The sequence below is a fragment of the Microbacterium sp. lyk4-40-TSB-66 genome (assembly GCF_030209475.1).
Classification (GTDB): Bacteria; Actinomycetota; Actinomycetes; order Actinomycetales; family Microbacteriaceae; genus Microbacterium.
This window is the reverse complement of the sequence record NZ_JARVRW010000007.1, coordinates 104,435-120,627: the sequence shown is the minus strand read 5'-3', so window position 1 is coordinate 120,627 and position 16,193 is coordinate 104,435. Positions and strand designations below refer to the sequence as shown.

Here is a 16,193-nt window from a genome sequence, read left to right as displayed (position 1 = left end):
GCTCACGCCGCGCCCTCAGCTCCCACGGGCCGGACGAGGCGGGCCGTCCGACGGCTGCGCGCGTGAGACCGACGCCCGTCACACCTCGACGGAGTGGCGCGGCGGCTCCCGGTACAGCGGATAGAGGTCGCCGACGATGCGCTCCGCCACCGCGTACGAGTACCAGGCGGGCCCACCCAGCCGCTCCTCCGCCTCGGCCGTGAGGCGCACACGCGCCGTGTGCGTCCCGGTGGCGCGATCCCCCAGACGGACGAGCCCGAGGTCGTCTTCCAGCGACGCGCGCCGCTCCCGCGACCGCGATGAAGCCCCGACCGCCGGAGGCGGCGGGGGCGCCGTTTCACCCGGCCGCTCCCGCGACCGCGATGAAGCCCCGACCGCCAGAGGCGGCGGGGGCGTCGTCTCGACCGGCCGCTAGCGCGACCGCGATGAAGCCCCGACCGCCAGAGGCGGCCGGGGCTTCGGGTACCCGGGGGGGACTAGCTGGTGAGCAGACGGAGGTTGTAGGCCTGCAGGATCTCGTTGACCGGCTGGAAGTAGGTCGTGCCGCCGGAGGTGCAGTCACCGGAGCCGCCCGAGGTGACGCCCTGCGCCTGGTTGCCGGCGATCAGCGATCCGCCCGAGTCGCCGGGCTCGGCGCAGACGCTCGTGCGGATGAGGCCCGAGACCGAACCCTCCGCGTAGCGCACGGTGGAGTTGTAGCCCTGGATGCGTCCGCAGTGCCAGCCGGTGGTCGAACCCGAGCGGCACACCGTGGCGCCGACGGCTGCGGCGGTCGAGCCCTTCACCGCGACCGTGCCGCCGCTGTAGTCCGACACCTGGCCCACGGGAGTGTGGTTCGGGGTTGCGACCCAGGCGTAGTCGTTGCCGGGGAACGACGACCCGCGGAAGGTTCCGTAGGTCGTGCTGTCGCCGGTCACGCCGCAGTGCCCGGCGGTGATGAAGCCGCCCTGCACCGCGAAGCCGACCGAGCAGCGCCCGGCGTTGTTGATGAGGTACGAGATGCCGCCGCGGATCGTGGCGAAGGTCTCGGGCGCCTCGACGCCCGTCTGAAGGCGTACCGCGTCGGCGGGGGCTCCGAGCGTCGCCACGAACGCGGTCGCGGCCTGCTCGCCGCCGGCGACGACATCGACGACGACGTCGTTCGCCTCGACGTCGATCCACCAGGAGGGGATCGTGTCGGGAACGGGGCTCGCCTCGATCTGCGCGGTGATGGCCTCGAGCTCGGCGAGCGAGTACTCGGCGGCGACGGGTACGGCGCCCGCGTCCGCGGCGGCATCGAGGGCCGAATCGGTGGTCGCCGCGGCGTACACCGTCTGCGTCGACTCGTCGAGCCAGGTGCCGGCGAACGCGTCACCGGCGACGCCGGCGACCTCGTCTGCGGTCTCGGCCGCGTCGGCCTGGAAACGCAGCACGTCCTGTGCGCCGGAGACGTCGGTGCCGAGGTCGGCCGCCATCGCCTCGAGCAGCTGCGCGTCGACGCCGTCGACGGCCGCGTCGGGGGATGACGTGGGGGTCTGCGCCAGCGCGGGAGCACTGGCGGCGGTGGTCAGGAACAGGCCGATCGCGGCAGCGCCGACGACCGTCTTCGAGAAACGGTTCACGTGGAGTGACCTTCCATCCAGGGGGGATAAATGGTGGGGTACCCATGGCTATCGAAACACGAGACGGCCGGAATGCGAAGGAATTCCTGCGAATTGATGGTTAGGGTCCAAAAAGTGTCGGCCATTTGGGGGACAGGCCGTCAGCGGGTCTTACGGGGTCGATCCTCGACGTGCGCGGCGGGCCGCCGAGGTGGCACGCGCGCGATGTTTAGGCTGACGGGCATGAGCACGAACGACCCTCGCGCCGCAGGTCCAGCGCTCTCCTCCGACCCGGCTTCGCGGGCCGCCGCCGAGATCCGGACGTTCTCGTGGCGCCCCGTCGCTGCCGTCACCGCGCGTCGCGGCGCGCTGCCGACCGACCCTGACGCGGCGGCCTTCGTCGCGCGGGTGTTCGACGGTGTCGTGCGGCCCGAGAGCGTGACGTCGGCCGCGGCGGCACTGCATCGCCTCGCCGCCGAGACCCCGTCGACGCTTCCCTGGTTCGTGCGCGGCGCTCTGCAGATCGGGGCGGCGGTCGCACCCGTGCTCCCCACTCCGGCAGTCCCGATCGCCCGCCGCGCGCTGCGCGAGCTGCTCGGTCAGCTCGCCCTCGACGCGCGACCCGAGCGACTCGGGGCGGAGCTCGCGGCCGCCGCCGAGGACGGGTGCATCCTCGACGTTCGCCTGGCCGGGCCGGCGGTGCTCGGCGAGACGGGCGCACGGCGTCGCCTCGACGGCATCCGTTCCCTCGTCTCGCGGGAAGACCTCGATCGCGTGTCGTTCGCGCTGTCCGACGTGTCGGCGCGTCGGACACCCTGGGCCTTCACCGCCGATGTGGAGCATGTCGCCGAGCGGGTGCTGCCGGTGTTCCTGGCCGCCGAGGCGGCGGGAACGCACGTCACCCTCGTCGCCACCGGTCGCGATGACCTGGATGCCACGATGGCGGTGCTGACGCGCATACTCGAAGAGCCGCGGCTCGAGGGCGTCCGCGCCGGCATCTCGCTGCCGATCGCCGTGGCCGAGACGCACGACGCCGTGCGCGAGCTCGCCGCCTGGGCCCGGGTGCGCGTCGCCCGGGACGGGGCGCGGGTGACGCTGCGCCTCAGCGACGAGGTCGTCGACACCGCGGACGTGCTGACCGCCGCGCGCCACGGGTGGGCGCCCCCCGCCTCCACCTCACGCGACGAGGTCGACGCCGGTCTCGTACGCACCGTCCGCGAGGCCGTCTCTCCGCGCGGGGTCGAGGGGCTGAGCCTCGAGGTCGCCACGGCCGACCCGGAACGCGCGGCCCTCGCCTTCGCCCTCGCCGCGGAAGCGAGCGCCGAGCTGCGACTCGTTCTTCCGCGCGCGACGCCCTGGAGGCCCGATGCCGAGCACGTGGTCGCCGCGGCCGCCGTGCACCCCGATGACCTGGATGCCGTGGCCGGTCGCCTCGCCACGGAGTACGCCGGGGCGGTCGCCGCGGCCCCCGCCCTGCCCCTCGCCGTCCCCCGGGGGGCCGCCGCCACGGTCGCCGAGGATGCCGACGCGGAGGACGCCGCCGAGGAGGCCGACGCGAGGGACGCCGCCGAGGGTGCCGCCGTCGACGCGGCCGACCTCGACGAGCCCGAGACCTCGGCCGTGGCCGCGCGGGCGCGCCGCGCCCTCGCGGCGGCCGACGAACCGGCCCCGACCACCCGCCGCCCGCAGCGCGGAGGCGAGGACGACCCGGCGATCCTCCGCGACCGCGCGGACGACGACACCGCCGAGCCCGGGCTCACCCAGGCGGTGCTCGGCATCGCGCGCGAGGCAGCGGCATCCGGTGACACCTCGTCACTCGGTCCCGACGTGCAGCAGATGCTGTTCGGCGGTCAGGCGTTCGTCGACACGGCGGTGTTCTCGGCCCGGGAGAGCGCCGAGCTCGCCGGTGGGGCGCCCGGTTTCCGCAACGTCGCCGACACCGATGCGACGATCGCGGACGACCGCGCCTGGGCGACCGACGTGCTCGCGGGCGTCGCCGCATCGACCGCCGGGGACGCGACGGCTGCGGCCGGGCGCATCGACGACGAAGAGGGGCTCGATGCCGCCGTGCGGCGTGTGCGCGCGGCCGCCGAGCCCTGGGGCGCGCTGGCTGCGGCCGAGCGGGCGGCCGTGCTGCAGAGCGCGTCCCGGACGCTCGCCGCGCGCCGCGCGGAGCTCATCGAGGTTCTCGCCGCCGAGGGTGGGGCGCTGCTGACCGAGGCCGACGCCGAGGTGAGCCAGGCGGTGGATGCCGCCGCCTACTACGCCGCGACCGCGAAGGAGCTCGACCGGGTGCCGGGAGCCGTCTTCCTTCCCGACCGGGTGAGCGTCGTCGCCCCGCGGTGGAATGCTCCTGTGGGCCTGTGCGCCGCCGAGACCCTCGCCGCTCTCGCCGCGGGGTCGGGCGTGCTGCTGACCCCCTCGCCCCGTGCCCGTCGGGCGGGGGCGGTCGTCGCCGAGGCGCTGTGGGCGGCGGGTGTGCCGCGCGACCTGCTCGTCTACGTCGACCTGAACGAGGAGGCGTCGGGGCGCGCGGTGGTCGTCCACCCCGGCGTGGATCGCGTGCTGCTCGCCGGGGCTCGCGCGACCGCTGAGCGCTTCGCCGCCTGGCGCCCGGCTGCGAAGCTGCAGGCCCTCACCGCCGGGCGGAACGCCGCGATCGTCGCGCCCTCGGCCGACCTCGACGCCGCCGTGGCCGACATCGTGGCAGGCGCCTTCGCGCGGGCGGGGCAGGCGGCGACCGCCGTGTCGCTCGTCATCCTGGTGGGAGCGGTCGGTCGGTCGACGCCGTTCCTCGACCAGCTCGCCGACACCGTCTCATCGCTGCGGGTCGGACCCGCCGACGACCCGCTGTCCGACATCGGTCCGCTCGTCGAGGAGCCCGCGGGCGAGGTGCGCCGGGCACTGACGGTGCTCGGCGAGGGCGAGCGATGGCTGATCGAGCCGCGCGAGCTCGACCTCGGCGCCGAGACGGCCGGGCGCTTCTGGTCGCCGGGCGTGCGCACGGGCGTCACCGCGGGTTCGCACCTCACCCGGGCGGCTGTCGCCGCTCCCGTGCTCGGCATCCTGCACGCGCCCACCGTGACCCGGGCGATCGAGCTGCAGAACGCCATCGGCTCCGGGTTCGTGGCGGGTCTGCACACGCGCGACGTCGGCGACCTCGAGCTGTGGCTCGACACCGCCCAGGCCGCGGTGCTGCGCGTCAACCGCCCCTCGACGGGCGGGGTCGTGCAGCGGGAGCCGCTCGGCGGCTGGGGTGAGGCGGCCGCGGGCACCGGTGCGATGTCGGGCGGACCGAACCGCCTGGTCACGCTCGGCTCGTGGCGGCCCTCGTCGGGCGGCGCGTCGTCGTCGACCCTGCACCTGCGCGGGCTCGACAGCCGCATCACCGCGCTCATCGAGGCCGCGCAGCCGACCCTGTCGTACGAGGCGTTCGAGTGGCTCCGCCGCGGCGCGCTGTCGGACGCCGTGGCGTGGGACCGCGAGTTCGGCCGCGTCACCGACGTCTCGCGCCTGCGGGTCGAGCGCAACCTCCGCCGGTACCGTCCGGCCGACGTCGCGGTGCGCGCCACCGGCGACGCGGCCTGGCAGGCGGTGCTGCGCGTGCTCGTCGCGGCGGTGCGCTCGGGTTCGACGTTCACCCTCAGCACGCCCGTGGGGCTGCCCGCGGCGGTGCGGCACCTGCTCGGCGAGGCGAACGTGGCGGTCTCGGTCGAGAGCGACGCGGAGTGGTTGCAGCGCCTGGCGGGTGGCATCCCGGATGCCGACGCGGTCGACGCCGTCATCCCGTCGGTGCGACCGCAGCGCATCCGGCTGGTCGGTCCGACCGACACCGTCGTCGCCCTGCGCACGGCGGTCGCCGAGACCGTGGGGGCCGACCTGTCGCTGACGGTGTACGCCGACGAGGTCACCACGGCCGGTCGTCTGGAGCTGCTGCCGTTCCTGCGCGAGCAGGCGGTGTCGATCGCCGCACACCGCTACGGCCGCCCCGACCCCTGGTCGGCCGCCGTCATCTGAGGCCTCATCGGCGGGCACGTGTCGCGCTGCTCCACCCGCGGCGTCACGCGGGCCCGGCGTCCACACCCGACCCGCCTGACGCCGCCCGACCCGCGGCGATGCCGCCCGTCCCGCGGCGATGCCGCCCGACCTGCGGCGATGCCGCCCGACCCCGCCGCCGAACACCGCCGGCGCGCCGGTCAGCGCTCCACGGTGGTCTGCGCGAGGAGGGCGATCTCCTCCTCGGTCCACCCGTGGTCGATGCGCAGGGTGTCCTTCAGCGCCGTCGCCGCCCCGGACCGCGACAGCCCCGCGCCGCCGAACACCGACACCGCGCCGGGATCGATGGCCGCGGCGGCTTCGCGTACGTCTTCGACGAGCCCGCGGAACCGTGGCAGGCGGCCGGTGCCGCCGAGCCGACGGCCGGGCACGATCACGAGCACGGCGGACGACCCCGCGGCCGCGAGGAGGTTCTCACGGCGCACGGCGAGCCAGAACGCCGAGACCGCTCCCGTCGCCAGGGCGATGACGACGACCCCCACCGTGATGGCGCCCGCGTCGGAGAAGATCCCGCCGGGGGCGCGGTCGTCGTCCTCGGCGACCGCGATCGCGAGGGCGATGCCCCGGGCCGCACAGTAGAGCGAGAACACGCTCAGCGTTCCGGCAAGCACGCGGATCGACGCCCGGTGCCCTTCCCGGGAGCCGAGGGCCGCCGCCGCGCCGCACACTCCGACGACCGCGAAGGTGAACGACTGCACCACGACGGCCTCCAGCTCCGGGAGGAGGAACGAGGTCGCGGCGACCACGACGACACCGGCCCCGGCGATCACCGTCGACGAGAGGGTCACCGAGGTGGGGCTCAGAGCGTGGAAGGCGAGGGGGATCATCACCGGTCCGAGGACCATCAGGGCATTCGCGACGGCGAACGCGATAGACCAGCCCACGTTCACCCAGACCAGGTAGATCGCCGATGCGCTGACCTCGGCCACACCGGCGATCGCGGCGTACTGCAGTGATGCGCCGGCCGGGCCGTCACGGCCGACGAGCAGCAGCCCCACCAGGAGCAGGGCGCCGGTCGCCGCGAGGCACGTCACCGACAGCGCCATCACGAATGCCACCATGGTCGACCCCCTCACCGCGTGCGCGGACGACACGAAGCTATTGCGGCGCACCGACCCCCGCAAGCGCGGGGCGTCCGGTCGGCCGATCGCGGGATCGCCGCCGCCACCGCCCCTCATGCGGAACGCCCGCCCCTGCGGCATCCGGAGGGTTGCGACGGGGACGGGCGATCTGCGGATGCGGGATCAGGCGAGCTGCGCGCGACGCTCCGCGAGCTGGTCGAACGAGGCGAACGACTCCGCGATCGGGCTGCCGGTGAAGTGGCCGACCCAGCCGTCGTCGTCGTGGAAGAAGCGCACGCTGACGTAGTGGGGCGTGGTGCCCATGTCGAACCAGTGGGTGGTGTTCGCCGGCACCGAGATGAGGTCGCCCGCCTCGCAGTACACCGCGTGCACCTTCTCGTTCGCGTGCAGGTAGAACACGCCGGCACCCTTGGCGAAGTAGCGGTCCTCGTCGTCGTCGTGCGCGTGCTCCGACAGGAACTTCTCGCGGAACGGCGTCTTGACCTCGTCGTAGTCGGACTGCGCGGGGTCGAGCGCCACGACGTCGACGAGGGTGTAGCCCTCGCGGTCCTTCACCTCGCCGATCTCGTCGGCGTACAGCGCGAGCACCTCGTCCTGCGAGGCGCCGACGGCGACGTCCTTGACCTCCCAGCGCGAGAAGCGGGCGCCGAGCTCGGCGAGGGCCTCTCGGATCTCGCTCTCCTCGGTGGTCTCGAGCACGGGCGTGCTGGGGTCGGTTTCCTTCCAGACGGTCAGCAGGGTCATGGCCGCTCCTTTCGTTGGGGGTGGGGAGGATGGATGCCGGTGGCTCAGCGCGTCGCGACGGCGAAGCGCAGCAGCCACTCGGTGATCTCGAGGTGGCGACGGGCCGCGGCCACGTCGCTGCCCCAGGCGTACATGCCGTGGTTCGCGACGATGAGCGCCGGAACCTCGGGCACCTCGGCGGTGGCGGGACGATAGACCTCGTCGAACCAGCCGGCTTCGACGGTCATGTCCTGGTGGTTGCGGATGACGGGGACGGTCACCGTCTCGTCGTCGGCGAGGTGGCCGATGCCTTTGAGCATCTCCATGTCGCGGATCTCGACGCCGCCCGGCCACCGGTGTCCGGCGACGACGGCGTCGAACGCGTGCACGTGGAACACCGCGTTCGCGCCCGTGCGCGCCGCGATGTGGGCGTGCAGACCCGACTCGGCCGACGGGGGCCGCTGGTCGTGGGGGTCGATCGCCTCGCCGTTCGCGTCGATCAAGACGACGTCGGCATCGGTGAGCAACGACTTGTCGAGGCCCGAGGCGGTGACGGCGAGCACGAGCGGATCGCGGTCGACGACGACCGAGAGGTTGCCCGAGGTGCCGCGCATCCAGCCGTAGCCCGAGAAGCGCGAGGCCTCGGCCGCGAGCGCGGCACCGGCGGCCTGCACCAGGTCGCGAGAGGGGAGGACGCTCATCGGGTCACCTCGATCTCGTCGAAGGACGCCACGGCGGGGGAGGCGAACGCGGTTCCGGCCCACGGTTCGCCGGCGCGGTCGAGGGCGACCACCTGCCAACCGGCCGCGAGGGCCGCGGTCACCTCGTCGGGGTGGTCGGTGAGGAACAACGCACGCTCGGGGGCGACGTCGAGGGCGGCGGCGATCGCGTCGAACGACGCGCGCTCCTTCTTCGGCCCGGCCTTGACCGTGTCGAAGAAGTCCTCCACGAGGGGGGTCAGGTCGCCCTGCGGCGCGTGACGGAACCACGGCACCTGCGAGGCGACCGAGCCCGACGAGTAGACGGCCAGCCGGACACCGTCTTCGTGCCAGGCGTGCAGGCGCGGCGGCACGTCGTCGAAGAACTGCGAGTGGATCTCGCCCGCGGCGAAGCCCTCGGCCCAGATGATCCCCTGCAGCGTCTTGAGCGGGGTGGACTTGACGTCCTTCGCCATCAGACCGCGCAGCGCCTCGGCGATCTCGGCGTCGGAGGCGTCGGCATCCAGGCCCGTCTCGACGATCGCGGCGGCGCGGGCGGCGCGGACGGTGTCGTCGTCGCGTCCGAGCACCTCGTCCAGACGCGGGCGGGCGTAGTCGTACAGGTCGCCGAGGATGAACCCGGCGGCGGACGTGGTGCCCTCGATGTCGAGCACGACCACGTCGGCGGTGGCGGAGACGGTCATGATTTCACTTTCGTGTCGATGAAGGATGCCACGGCGAGGGCCGCGAGGCGGGAGTGCTCGACGACCACGTCGTCGGACGCCCCGGCGATGTGGGGGGTGAGGGTGACGTTCGGCAGTCGCAGCAGCACGTCGTCGGGGCTGAGCGGTTCGTCGTGGAACACGTCGAAGCCGGCGCCGGCGATGCGCGCGTCGCTCAGCACCGCGACGAGGGCGTCGCGGTCGACGAGAGCGGCGCGGCCGGCGTTGATCAGGTATGCGTCGGGGCGCAGCAGGGCGAGTTCGCGCGCGCCGATCAGCCCGGTGGTCTCGGGGGTGAGCGGCACGTGCAGGGTGACGATGTCACTCGAGGAGAGCAGGTCGTCGAGCTCGAGGTGCGTCACGTCGTCGCCCAGGTCGCCGGGGGCGAGGAAGGGGTCGTAGACGGCGACGCGCATGCCGAACCCCTGCGCGCGGCGCACGACGCGGCGGCCGACCGCTCCGCCGCCGACGACGCCGAGCTGCCGGCCCGTGAGGCCGGTGCCGCGGAACCGTGCGTAGGGCTCGAAGACGTCGTCGGTGCTCCAGTTGCCCTCGCGCAGCCATGCCGACGCCGCGGGCACGTGGCGCACGGTCGCGAGCAGGAGGGCGAGGGTGAAGTCGGCGGTCACGTCGGCGTTGCGGCCCGGCGTCGTGCGCACCTCGACGCCGCGCGCGGCGCACGCGGCGAGGTCGACGTTCGCGGGGTTCGCCCGGCAGGCGACGACCAGCGACAGGCGCGGCGCCGCGGCCAGGGCGTCGTCGTCGATGCGGTCGAGCTCCGCGATCACGACGTCGGCGCCGGCCAGGGCCTCCGCGAACGCGGGATCGGCGGCGGCGCGCGCGCCGAGCGACTGGCCGATCTCGACATCGGGTGTCGTGAACACCTCACCCGGGAGCTCGGCGGCGATCCGCGGGTCGAAGGGGGCGGTGACGACGATGCGGGTCACGCGGGGGTCCTCTCGGGGGTGGGGACGTCGGGAACGGGCTCGTCGAGGTGCGCGGCCGGGGCTCCGGCGGCGGTGCGTTCGACCTCGGCGCGGTCATCGCCCTGAGGCGCGCCGCCGGTCGTCGCGTCGAGGCGGAGGCCTTCGGCATCCGGTGCCGGCCGACCGAGGGCGCGCAGCGCCGGCCACTCCGGCCGCAGCGCCGCCCGCACGCGTGCGAACACCTCTCGCGCCGACGACAGGGCGGAGGAGGGGCGAGGTGCGAACTCGACCGCGTCGGCGGGGAAGACCCGCACGGCGGCGCCCAGGTCGACGGCGAGCCCCGCGGCCACCAGGGCGACGGTCGCCGCGCCCCGCGCTCCGACCTCGGGGTCGGTCGTACGCACGATCGTGCGACCCGACACGTCGGCCAGCAGCTGGCACAGCAGGTCGCTGCGCGCGCCGCCGCCGCACACGGGCACGCGCTCGGCGGCACTCAGCAGGTCGAGGCACTCCGCGACCGAGAACGCGAGGCCCTCGAAGACACTGCGCAGCAGTTGCGCCGGAGTCGTCGTGACGTTCATGCCGACCCAGGATGCCGAGGCTGCGGCATCAACGAACGGGGCGCGCTCGCCGCTGGGCGAGCCGTAGGGGAGATAGATCACCCCGCCGCTGCCGGCCGGTGCCGTGCGTGCGAGGCGTTCGAGCTCGCTCCAGCCGCGGTCGGCGAGGCCCAGGGTGTCGCGCACCCAGTCGAGGTTGGGCGTGCCGACCATCGACGACAGGGCTTCGAGCACCTGGGTGCCCCGCCCGGTGGGTATGAGGATGCCGATCCCGCTGTCGGCGGCGTCGCGGTCGACGCGGTTGACGGCCACGGTGGCGGTCGTGCCGAGCACGACCCAGCCGTCCTGATCGTCGAGGGCGCCGAGCCCCACGGGGCAGGCGGCGGAATCGACGAGCCCGACGGCGACGGGCACGCCGGATCGGAGACCCAGCTCGGCGGCGGCGGCATCGGTGAGGGAGCCCGCGTTCTCGTGGGGGGCGCGCACGGGCGCGAGCAGGTGCGCGAACCGGCGGTGGCCGAGCGCGTCGATCATCTCGTCGGAGTAGGCGAGGGTCGCCGGGTCGAGGTACGTGCGCGACGCCTCGGAGGGGTCGGTGGCGACCTCGCCCGTGAGGCGGTGGCGCACCGCGTCCTTGCAGTTGAGATGGTGGGCGGCGCGGGCGAGGGTCTCGGGCTCGGTCTCGGCGAAGCCGTCGAGGAGCACGGGGAGCGTCCCCGGGAAGCTGGCCGATCCCGTGGCGGCGATCACGGCGGCATCCCGGCCGTCGTTCTGCCACGCGGTCACGCGGTCGGCGCCGCGTCCGTCGAGCCACAGGGCGGCCGGGCGCACCGGGTGTCCGTCGGCGTCGATGAGCCACGCCCCGTCGCCCTGGCCGGTGACACCGATCGCGACGACGTCGGGCCCGGCACTGCGGGCCTGCGACAGGGCCTGACGCACGGCACCGACGACGGCCTCCCACACGAGGTCGATGTCGCTCTCGGCCGCACCGTCGGGCGTGCGCACGACCGTGACGGCGCGGTGGCCCGCGGCGAGCGTCTCGCCCTCGAGCGAGTAGAGCACGGCCTTGACCGCGGTGGTTCCGGCGTCGATGCCCAGGACGGCGGGGGTCACGCCGCACCGCCCGGGGTGGTCTTGGCCACGGGCTTGCGCTCCGCCGCCGCCCGCGCGCGCTGCGCGACGGTGTACGCCAGTACGAGGGCGACCAGCAGCACGACGCCCTGGACGGCCGCCTTGACGTTGAAGTCGAGACCGAGCAGGTCGAGGCCGTTGGCCAGCACGCCGAGGAAGAGCACGCCCACGACGGTGCCGGGCACGTTCGGACGCGAGCGCGGGTGCATCGACGCTCCGATGAACACCGCGGCGATGGCGTCCAGCAGGTAGCTGAAGCCCGCGAGAGGGGTGTACAGCCGCAGCGAGGCGCTCAGCAGCACCCCGCCCGCCGCGCACAGCACTCCCGCGCCGATGTAGACGAGCACGCGGATGCGGCGGGTGCGAAGACCCGCGACGACCGCCGCGCGGTCCTGTAGGCCCATCGCCTGGATGCGCACGCCCGCCGGGGTGCGATGCAGCAGGATGCCGACGCCCACGGCCGCGACAGCCGCGATGATCACCGGGATGCCCACGCCCAGCACGTCGCCCGAGCCGAGGAAGGTGAAGCCCTCGGGGGCCGCGCGGAAGCTCACGCTCGCCCCGCCGTTCGTGCCGATCTGCTGGGCGCTGCGGCCGATGAAGAAGGTGCCGAGCGTCGCGAGGAAGGGCGTCACGCCGAGCCCCACGATGAGGAAGGCGTTGAGCGCGCCGATGATCGCACCACCGAGGAGTCCGAGCAGGACGGCGACGGGCCACGGCATCCCGAACGACATCATCGACACGATCGCGAACCACGCGCCGAAGTCGACGGCGACAGCGGCCGAGAGGTCGATGCCGCCGGAGGACACCACCACCGTCAGGGCGAGGGCGACGAGCAGCAGGATCGCGACGCCGTCGAGCACGTTCAGCAGGTTGCTCGGGCGCAGGAACGCGTCGCTCGCGAACGAGAAGAACACGATCAGCAGCGCGAAGGCGGCGACGAAGCCGTAGCGGGTGACGGTCGCGGCGGCGGAACCGGCGACCCCCGACCAGCGGGTGCGGGTGGCGGTGGTGCTCACGCGCGGGCCTCCTCGCTCTTGCGCGCCGCGGCCGCGGCGACGACGAGCAGGATCAGCACGCCCTTGAACCCGTCGACCCACGCGTTGGCCACGCGCGAGAGGATCAGGCCGTTCGACAGCAGCGCCACGAACACCGCACCCAGCACGGAGCCGAAGATCGTGACGGTGCCGCGGCGGGTGAAAGCCGCCCCGAGGAAGGTCGCCAGCACCATGTCGACCATGAGTCGCTCGTCGATGCCCGGGCTGCTGCCCGAACCCCGCGCGACGAGCAGCAGGGCGCTGAGGCCCGCGACCACCCCCGCGATGACGAACGTCGACATGATGTAGCGCCGGGTCGGGATGCCGGCGAAGGTCGCGGCATCCCGGTTGCCGCCGACGGCCTGCAGACGCCGGCCGTACGGGGTGCGCGCCATGACGAAGACGAGCACGGCGGCGACGATCAGCATGAGCACGGCGGCGAGCGGGATGCCGGCGATCCGCGTGTCGCGGACGGCGACGATGAGCGGGTCGGTCACGTCGATACGGCGGTTGCCGCTGACGACGCGGGTGATGCCGACCACGGCGACGTAGACCGCGAGGGTGGCGAGGATCGACGACAGCCCGACCCACCCGACGAGAACGGCGTTGAGCAGACCGAACACGGTGGTGACCAGGATGCCGAGGGCGAAGGCCACGGCGAACGGGGTGCCGTAGGTGGTGAGCTGATCGCTGACGATGGCAGTGGCGAGGGCCGCGGTGGCGGGGATCGACAGATCGATGCCGCCGACGACCACGTCGTCGCCGCCGCCGATCACGACGATCGCGAGGCCCATCGCGACCAGCGCCACGGGGGCCGCCTGCGTGAGGCTCGCGGTGATGTTCGCGACGCCGAGGAAGCCCCGCGCCGTGACGGCCAGGTACACGGTCATCGCGAGCACGACCAGCAGGGGCCCGCGTCGCGCGAGCAGACTGCGCAGGCGCGGGGCGAGCGTCGGGCGCTCCACGGTCAGGGCGCTCATGCGGCATCCCCTTCGGTTCGTTCGGGGGCGGTGGCGGCGTCGGCGGGGGAGCCGTCCGCGCTCCCGGTCACCAACGCGCTCAGGTGCTCGAGGGTCAGTCCGTCGGTGGACACCTCGTGCGCGACGCGTCCGCGTTCGAGCACCACGACGCGGTCGCTGAGCCCGAGCACCTCGGCGGGGTCGGTCGAGACGATCACGACGGCGGTCCCGGATGCCGCGAGCTCCGCGAGCAGGCGGTAGATCTCCTGCTTCGCGCCGATGTCGACGCCCACCGTGGGTTCGTCGAGCACGATGACCCGTGCGCCGGCGGCCAGGCTCCGGCCCAGCACCACCTTCTGCTGGTTCCCTCCGCTGAGCAGACGGGTCTGCACGCTCGTGTCGCGCGGGCGGATGTCGAGGCGTTCGGCGAGACCCTCGGCGCGCGTCCGCGACGCGGCGTCGTCGAGGAGCCCCGCTCGGGTGCCCTCGGCGAGGGTCGAGAGGGTGAGGTTGCGCTGCGTGGAGAAGTCGAGCACGACGCCGTCGTGGCGGCGGTCGCGCGGCACCAGCACCACGCCGGCCTCGAGGGCGGCGGCCGGGCTCGACGGACGGAACCGCCGTGCCAGCAGCGACAGATCGCCCGCGTGGCGGTGCAGCCCCACCAGGGCTTCGGCGAGTTCGGATGCTCCGGAGCCGAGCAAGCCGGTCAGACCCAGGATCTCGCCCGGACGCACGTCGAGGTCGACGCCGTGCACGACCGCGCCGACGCGGAGGCCCCGCGCGCGCAGCACCGGCTCGGTCGAGACGACGGGTCGACGTGGGGGATAGAGGTCGTCGATCTCGCGCCCGATCATCAGGCGGACCATCTCGCGACCGCTGTCGGGACCGACCGCCTCGATGCGACCCACGTCGAGACCGCCGCGAAGGATGGTCACGCGGTCGCAGATGCGAGTGACCTCGCCGAGGTAGTGCGAGATGTAAAGGCTGGAGATGCCGCGCTCGCGGAGGCGCCCGATGATGCCGAGCAGCTGCTCGGCCTCGGCGCTGGCGAGCGGAGCCGTGGGCTCGTCGAAGACGATGAGGCGCGTGTCGTCGTCGACCAGCGCGCGGGCCACCTGCACGAGCTTGCGCTCGGCGGGTCCGAGGTCGCGGACGAGCCGGGTGGGGGAGAGGCGAATGCCGAGCACGTCGTGCAGCACCTCGGTCACGCGGGCCTTCATGGCGCGGCCGCGCAGCACCCCGCCCGCGCTCTGCTCGTTGCCGAGCCAGACGTTCTCGGCCACGGTCATGTCGGGCACGAGCTGCAGCTCCTGATGCACGAACCGGATGCCGGCCGCGTGGGCTTCGGCGGGAGTGAGCTTGCCGGCATCCGTCCCGCCGATGACGACCGTGCCGCCGTCGCGCTCGTAGATGCCCGCGAGGATCTTGATGAGCGTGGACTTGCCCGCGCCGTTCTCGCCGACGAGGCCGTGCACCTCGCCCGGGCGCACGTCGATCGAGGCGCCCCGGAGAGCCGGCACGCCCGCGAACGCCTTCGTGACGCCGGTCATAAGGAGCACCGGCGTCACGAGGGGGGAGGAACTGATCGTCACTGGGTGTAGCCCAGCTCCTTCGCAACCGCGGTCGCCTCTTCGGGACCGGCGACCGGGATGGTGTCGACGTAGCTGACCTTCTCGACGTCTTCGCCGAGGAAGTACTTGCCCACGTTGTCGGCCGAGATGGTGGCGATCTTGCGCGGCAGCTGGGCGATGTTGCCGACGAACGGGCTGTTGGGCTCGCTCATGATCTCGAGCGTGTCGGGGCCGGCGTCGAAGGCGGTGACCTTCACGTCGGTGCGGCCCGAGTCCTCGATCGCCTGCACCACGCCGATGGCCGGCTGGTCCCAGCACGCCACGTGGATGCCCTGGATGGTGCCGACCGGGTACTTCTCCAGCAGCGCGAGCGTCTGCTGACGCGCGTCATCGGGGGCGTTGGCGAACTGCTCGGCGAGCTCGGGCTCGATGAGCTTGATGCCCGGGTAGTCCGTCGAGAGCTCGTTCTTCCACGCGTCGTAGCGCTCGCCGCAGAAGGACAGGCTCGTTCCGAACGCGTTGAAGACGGCCACGTTGCCCGTGCCGCCGAGGGCGTCGCCGGTGATCTTGCCGAGGGCCGTGCCGCCCACCTCGTTGTCGGACTGGGCGTTGTTGACCGCCCACTCCGAGGCGTGGTCGACGCCGAAGACGGGGATGCCGGCGTCGTGCAGCTGCTGCAGCTTCGGGTCGACCGACGCGTCGCCGAGGATCGTGATGACCGCGTCGACGTTCTGGGCGAGGAAGATGTCGTGGTTCTGCGCGTGCAGGGTGTTGTCGCGGTTGCCGTCGGTGGTGAGCGGCGTGCCGCCGAGCTTGGTGACCTCGTCGACCGCGCCCTGGAAGGCCTCGCGGTCCCAGAAGTGCTGCGTGCCGACGACGGCGATGCCGATCGTCTTGCCCGCGAGCGGCTGAGCGGCGTCGACGCCCTCGCCGTTCGGGGCGGACGCGTCGGACGAGACGGTGCTGCAGCCGGCGAGGGCGAGCCCCGCTGCGACGACGATCGCCGGAAGGGCGAAGAGGGACTTTCTCACGGTGGGCTCCTGTGGGGCCGGTGGGCGCTCGCGTCGGTGCGCGCGTCGCCGCGGATGCTGTGTGGGATGCCGCCGGAAAGCGGTCCCTCGAATCGTAGGGAGGGGGCGGACGACGTT

The 16,193-nt window shown here is 73.6% G+C and carries 13 protein-coding genes; 1 reads left to right on the top strand and 12 read right to left on the bottom strand.

The window, feature by feature from the left end:
* Nucleotides 1–78: 78 nt before the first annotated feature.
* Nucleotides 79–210 (bottom strand): hypothetical protein, encoded by a 132-nt coding sequence (locus QRO03_RS11445; RefSeq protein WP_285137623.1) that lies wholly within the window; start codon nucleotides 208–210, stop codon nucleotides 79–81.
* Between the two features lie 266 nt (nucleotides 211–476).
* A complete protein-coding gene (locus tag QRO03_RS11440; RefSeq protein WP_285137622.1) occupies nucleotides 477–1,601 on the bottom strand; it encodes a S1 family peptidase in 1,125 nt (374 codons plus the stop codon).
* 222 nt (nucleotides 1,602–1,823) lie between these two features.
* Between QRO03_RS11440 and QRO03_RS11435 the strand changes: the two genes are divergently transcribed.
* A complete protein-coding gene (locus QRO03_RS11435; RefSeq protein ID WP_285137621.1) occupies nucleotides 1,824–5,597 on the top strand; it encodes an aldehyde dehydrogenase family protein in 3,774 nt (1,257 codons plus the stop codon).
* 179 nt (nucleotides 5,598–5,776) lie between these two features.
* On the opposite strand, the gene QRO03_RS11430 is transcribed toward QRO03_RS11435, so the two are convergent.
* The 10 genes from QRO03_RS11430 to QRO03_RS11385 all read right to left on the bottom strand — a co-directional run bounded on the left by QRO03_RS11430 (nucleotide 5,777) and on the right by QRO03_RS11385 (nucleotide 16,076).
* The gene (locus QRO03_RS11430) at nucleotides 5,777–6,697 is read right to left on the bottom strand and encodes a hypothetical protein (protein WP_285137620.1); all 921 of its coding nucleotides are present in this window, start codon (nucleotides 6,695–6,697) and stop codon (nucleotides 5,777–5,779) included.
* Nucleotides 6,698–6,880: 183 nt separating this feature from the next.
* Nucleotides 6,881–7,462 (bottom strand): 1,2-dihydroxy-3-keto-5-methylthiopentene dioxygenase, encoded by a 582-nt coding sequence (locus QRO03_RS11425; protein ID WP_285137619.1) that lies wholly within the window; start codon nucleotides 7,460–7,462, stop codon nucleotides 6,881–6,883.
* A gap of 44 nt (nucleotides 7,463–7,506) precedes the next feature.
* Entirely contained in the window at nucleotides 7,507–8,142 is a 636-nt protein-coding gene (gene mtnB, locus QRO03_RS11420; protein WP_285137618.1) for a methylthioribulose 1-phosphate dehydratase, read from the bottom strand.
* The gene (gene mtnC, locus QRO03_RS11415; RefSeq protein ID WP_285137617.1) at nucleotides 8,139–8,843 is read right to left on the bottom strand and encodes an acireductone synthase; all 705 of its coding nucleotides are present in this window, start codon (nucleotides 8,841–8,843) and stop codon (nucleotides 8,139–8,141) included. Before mtnC ends, mtnB begins: the two co-directional genes overlap by 4 nt.
* Nucleotides 8,840–9,808: an NAD(P)-dependent oxidoreductase gene (locus QRO03_RS11410; RefSeq protein ID WP_285137616.1), complete on the bottom strand. Its 969-nt coding sequence runs from the start codon at nucleotides 9,806–9,808 to the stop codon at nucleotides 8,840–8,842. The genes mtnC and QRO03_RS11410 overlap by 4 nt, the downstream gene beginning before the upstream one ends.
* Nucleotides 9,805–11,460, bottom strand: a complete 1,656-nt coding sequence (locus tag QRO03_RS11405; RefSeq protein WP_285137615.1) for an FGGY-family carbohydrate kinase — start codon at nucleotides 11,458–11,460, stop codon at nucleotides 9,805–9,807. Before QRO03_RS11405 ends, QRO03_RS11410 begins: the two co-directional genes overlap by 4 nt.
* Nucleotides 11,457–12,497 carry an ABC transporter permease gene (locus QRO03_RS11400; RefSeq protein ID WP_285137614.1) on the bottom strand — a complete coding sequence of 347 codons (1,041 nt, stop codon included), beginning with the start codon at nucleotides 12,495–12,497 and terminating at the stop codon, nucleotides 11,457–11,459. The genes QRO03_RS11405 and QRO03_RS11400 overlap by 4 nt, the downstream gene beginning before the upstream one ends.
* Entirely contained in the window at nucleotides 12,494–13,495 is a 1,002-nt protein-coding gene (locus tag QRO03_RS11395; RefSeq protein ID WP_285137613.1) for an ABC transporter permease, read from the bottom strand. Before QRO03_RS11395 ends, QRO03_RS11400 begins: the two co-directional genes overlap by 4 nt.
* Nucleotides 13,492–15,066 carry a sugar ABC transporter ATP-binding protein gene (locus QRO03_RS11390; protein ID WP_285137612.1) on the bottom strand — a complete coding sequence of 525 codons (1,575 nt, stop codon included), beginning with the start codon at nucleotides 15,064–15,066 and terminating at the stop codon, nucleotides 13,492–13,494. The genes QRO03_RS11395 and QRO03_RS11390 overlap by 4 nt, the downstream gene beginning before the upstream one ends.
* The gene (locus QRO03_RS11385) at nucleotides 15,063–16,076 is read right to left on the bottom strand and encodes a sugar ABC transporter substrate-binding protein (protein WP_285137611.1); all 1,014 of its coding nucleotides are present in this window, start codon (nucleotides 16,074–16,076) and stop codon (nucleotides 15,063–15,065) included. Before QRO03_RS11385 ends, QRO03_RS11390 begins: the two co-directional genes overlap by 4 nt.
* Between the last annotated feature and the right edge of the window lie 117 nt (nucleotides 16,077–16,193).

What these genes read in the sequence shown, in the direction of transcription:
- QRO03_RS11435 (WP_285137621.1), top strand. Translation starts at nt 1,824, where the DNA reads ATGAGCACGAACGACCCTCGCGCCGCAGGTCCAGCGCTCTCCTCCGAC.
- QRO03_RS11430 (WP_285137620.1), bottom strand. Translation starts at nt 6,697, where the DNA reads ATGGTGGCATTCGTGATGGCGCTGTCGGTGACGTGCCTCGCGGCGACC.
- QRO03_RS11425 (WP_285137619.1), bottom strand. Translation starts at nt 7,462, where the DNA reads ATGACCCTGCTGACCGTCTGGAAGGAAACCGACCCCAGCACGCCCGTG.
- mtnB (WP_285137618.1), bottom strand. Translation starts at nt 8,142, where the DNA reads ATGAGCGTCCTCCCCTCTCGCGACCTGGTGCAGGCCGCCGGTGCCGCG.
- mtnC (WP_285137617.1), bottom strand. Translation starts at nt 8,843, where the DNA reads ATGACCGTCTCCGCCACCGCCGACGTGGTCGTGCTCGACATCGAGGGC.
- QRO03_RS11395 (WP_285137613.1), bottom strand. Translation starts at nt 13,495, where the DNA reads ATGAGCGCCCTGACCGTGGAGCGCCCGACGCTCGCCCCGCGCCTGCGC.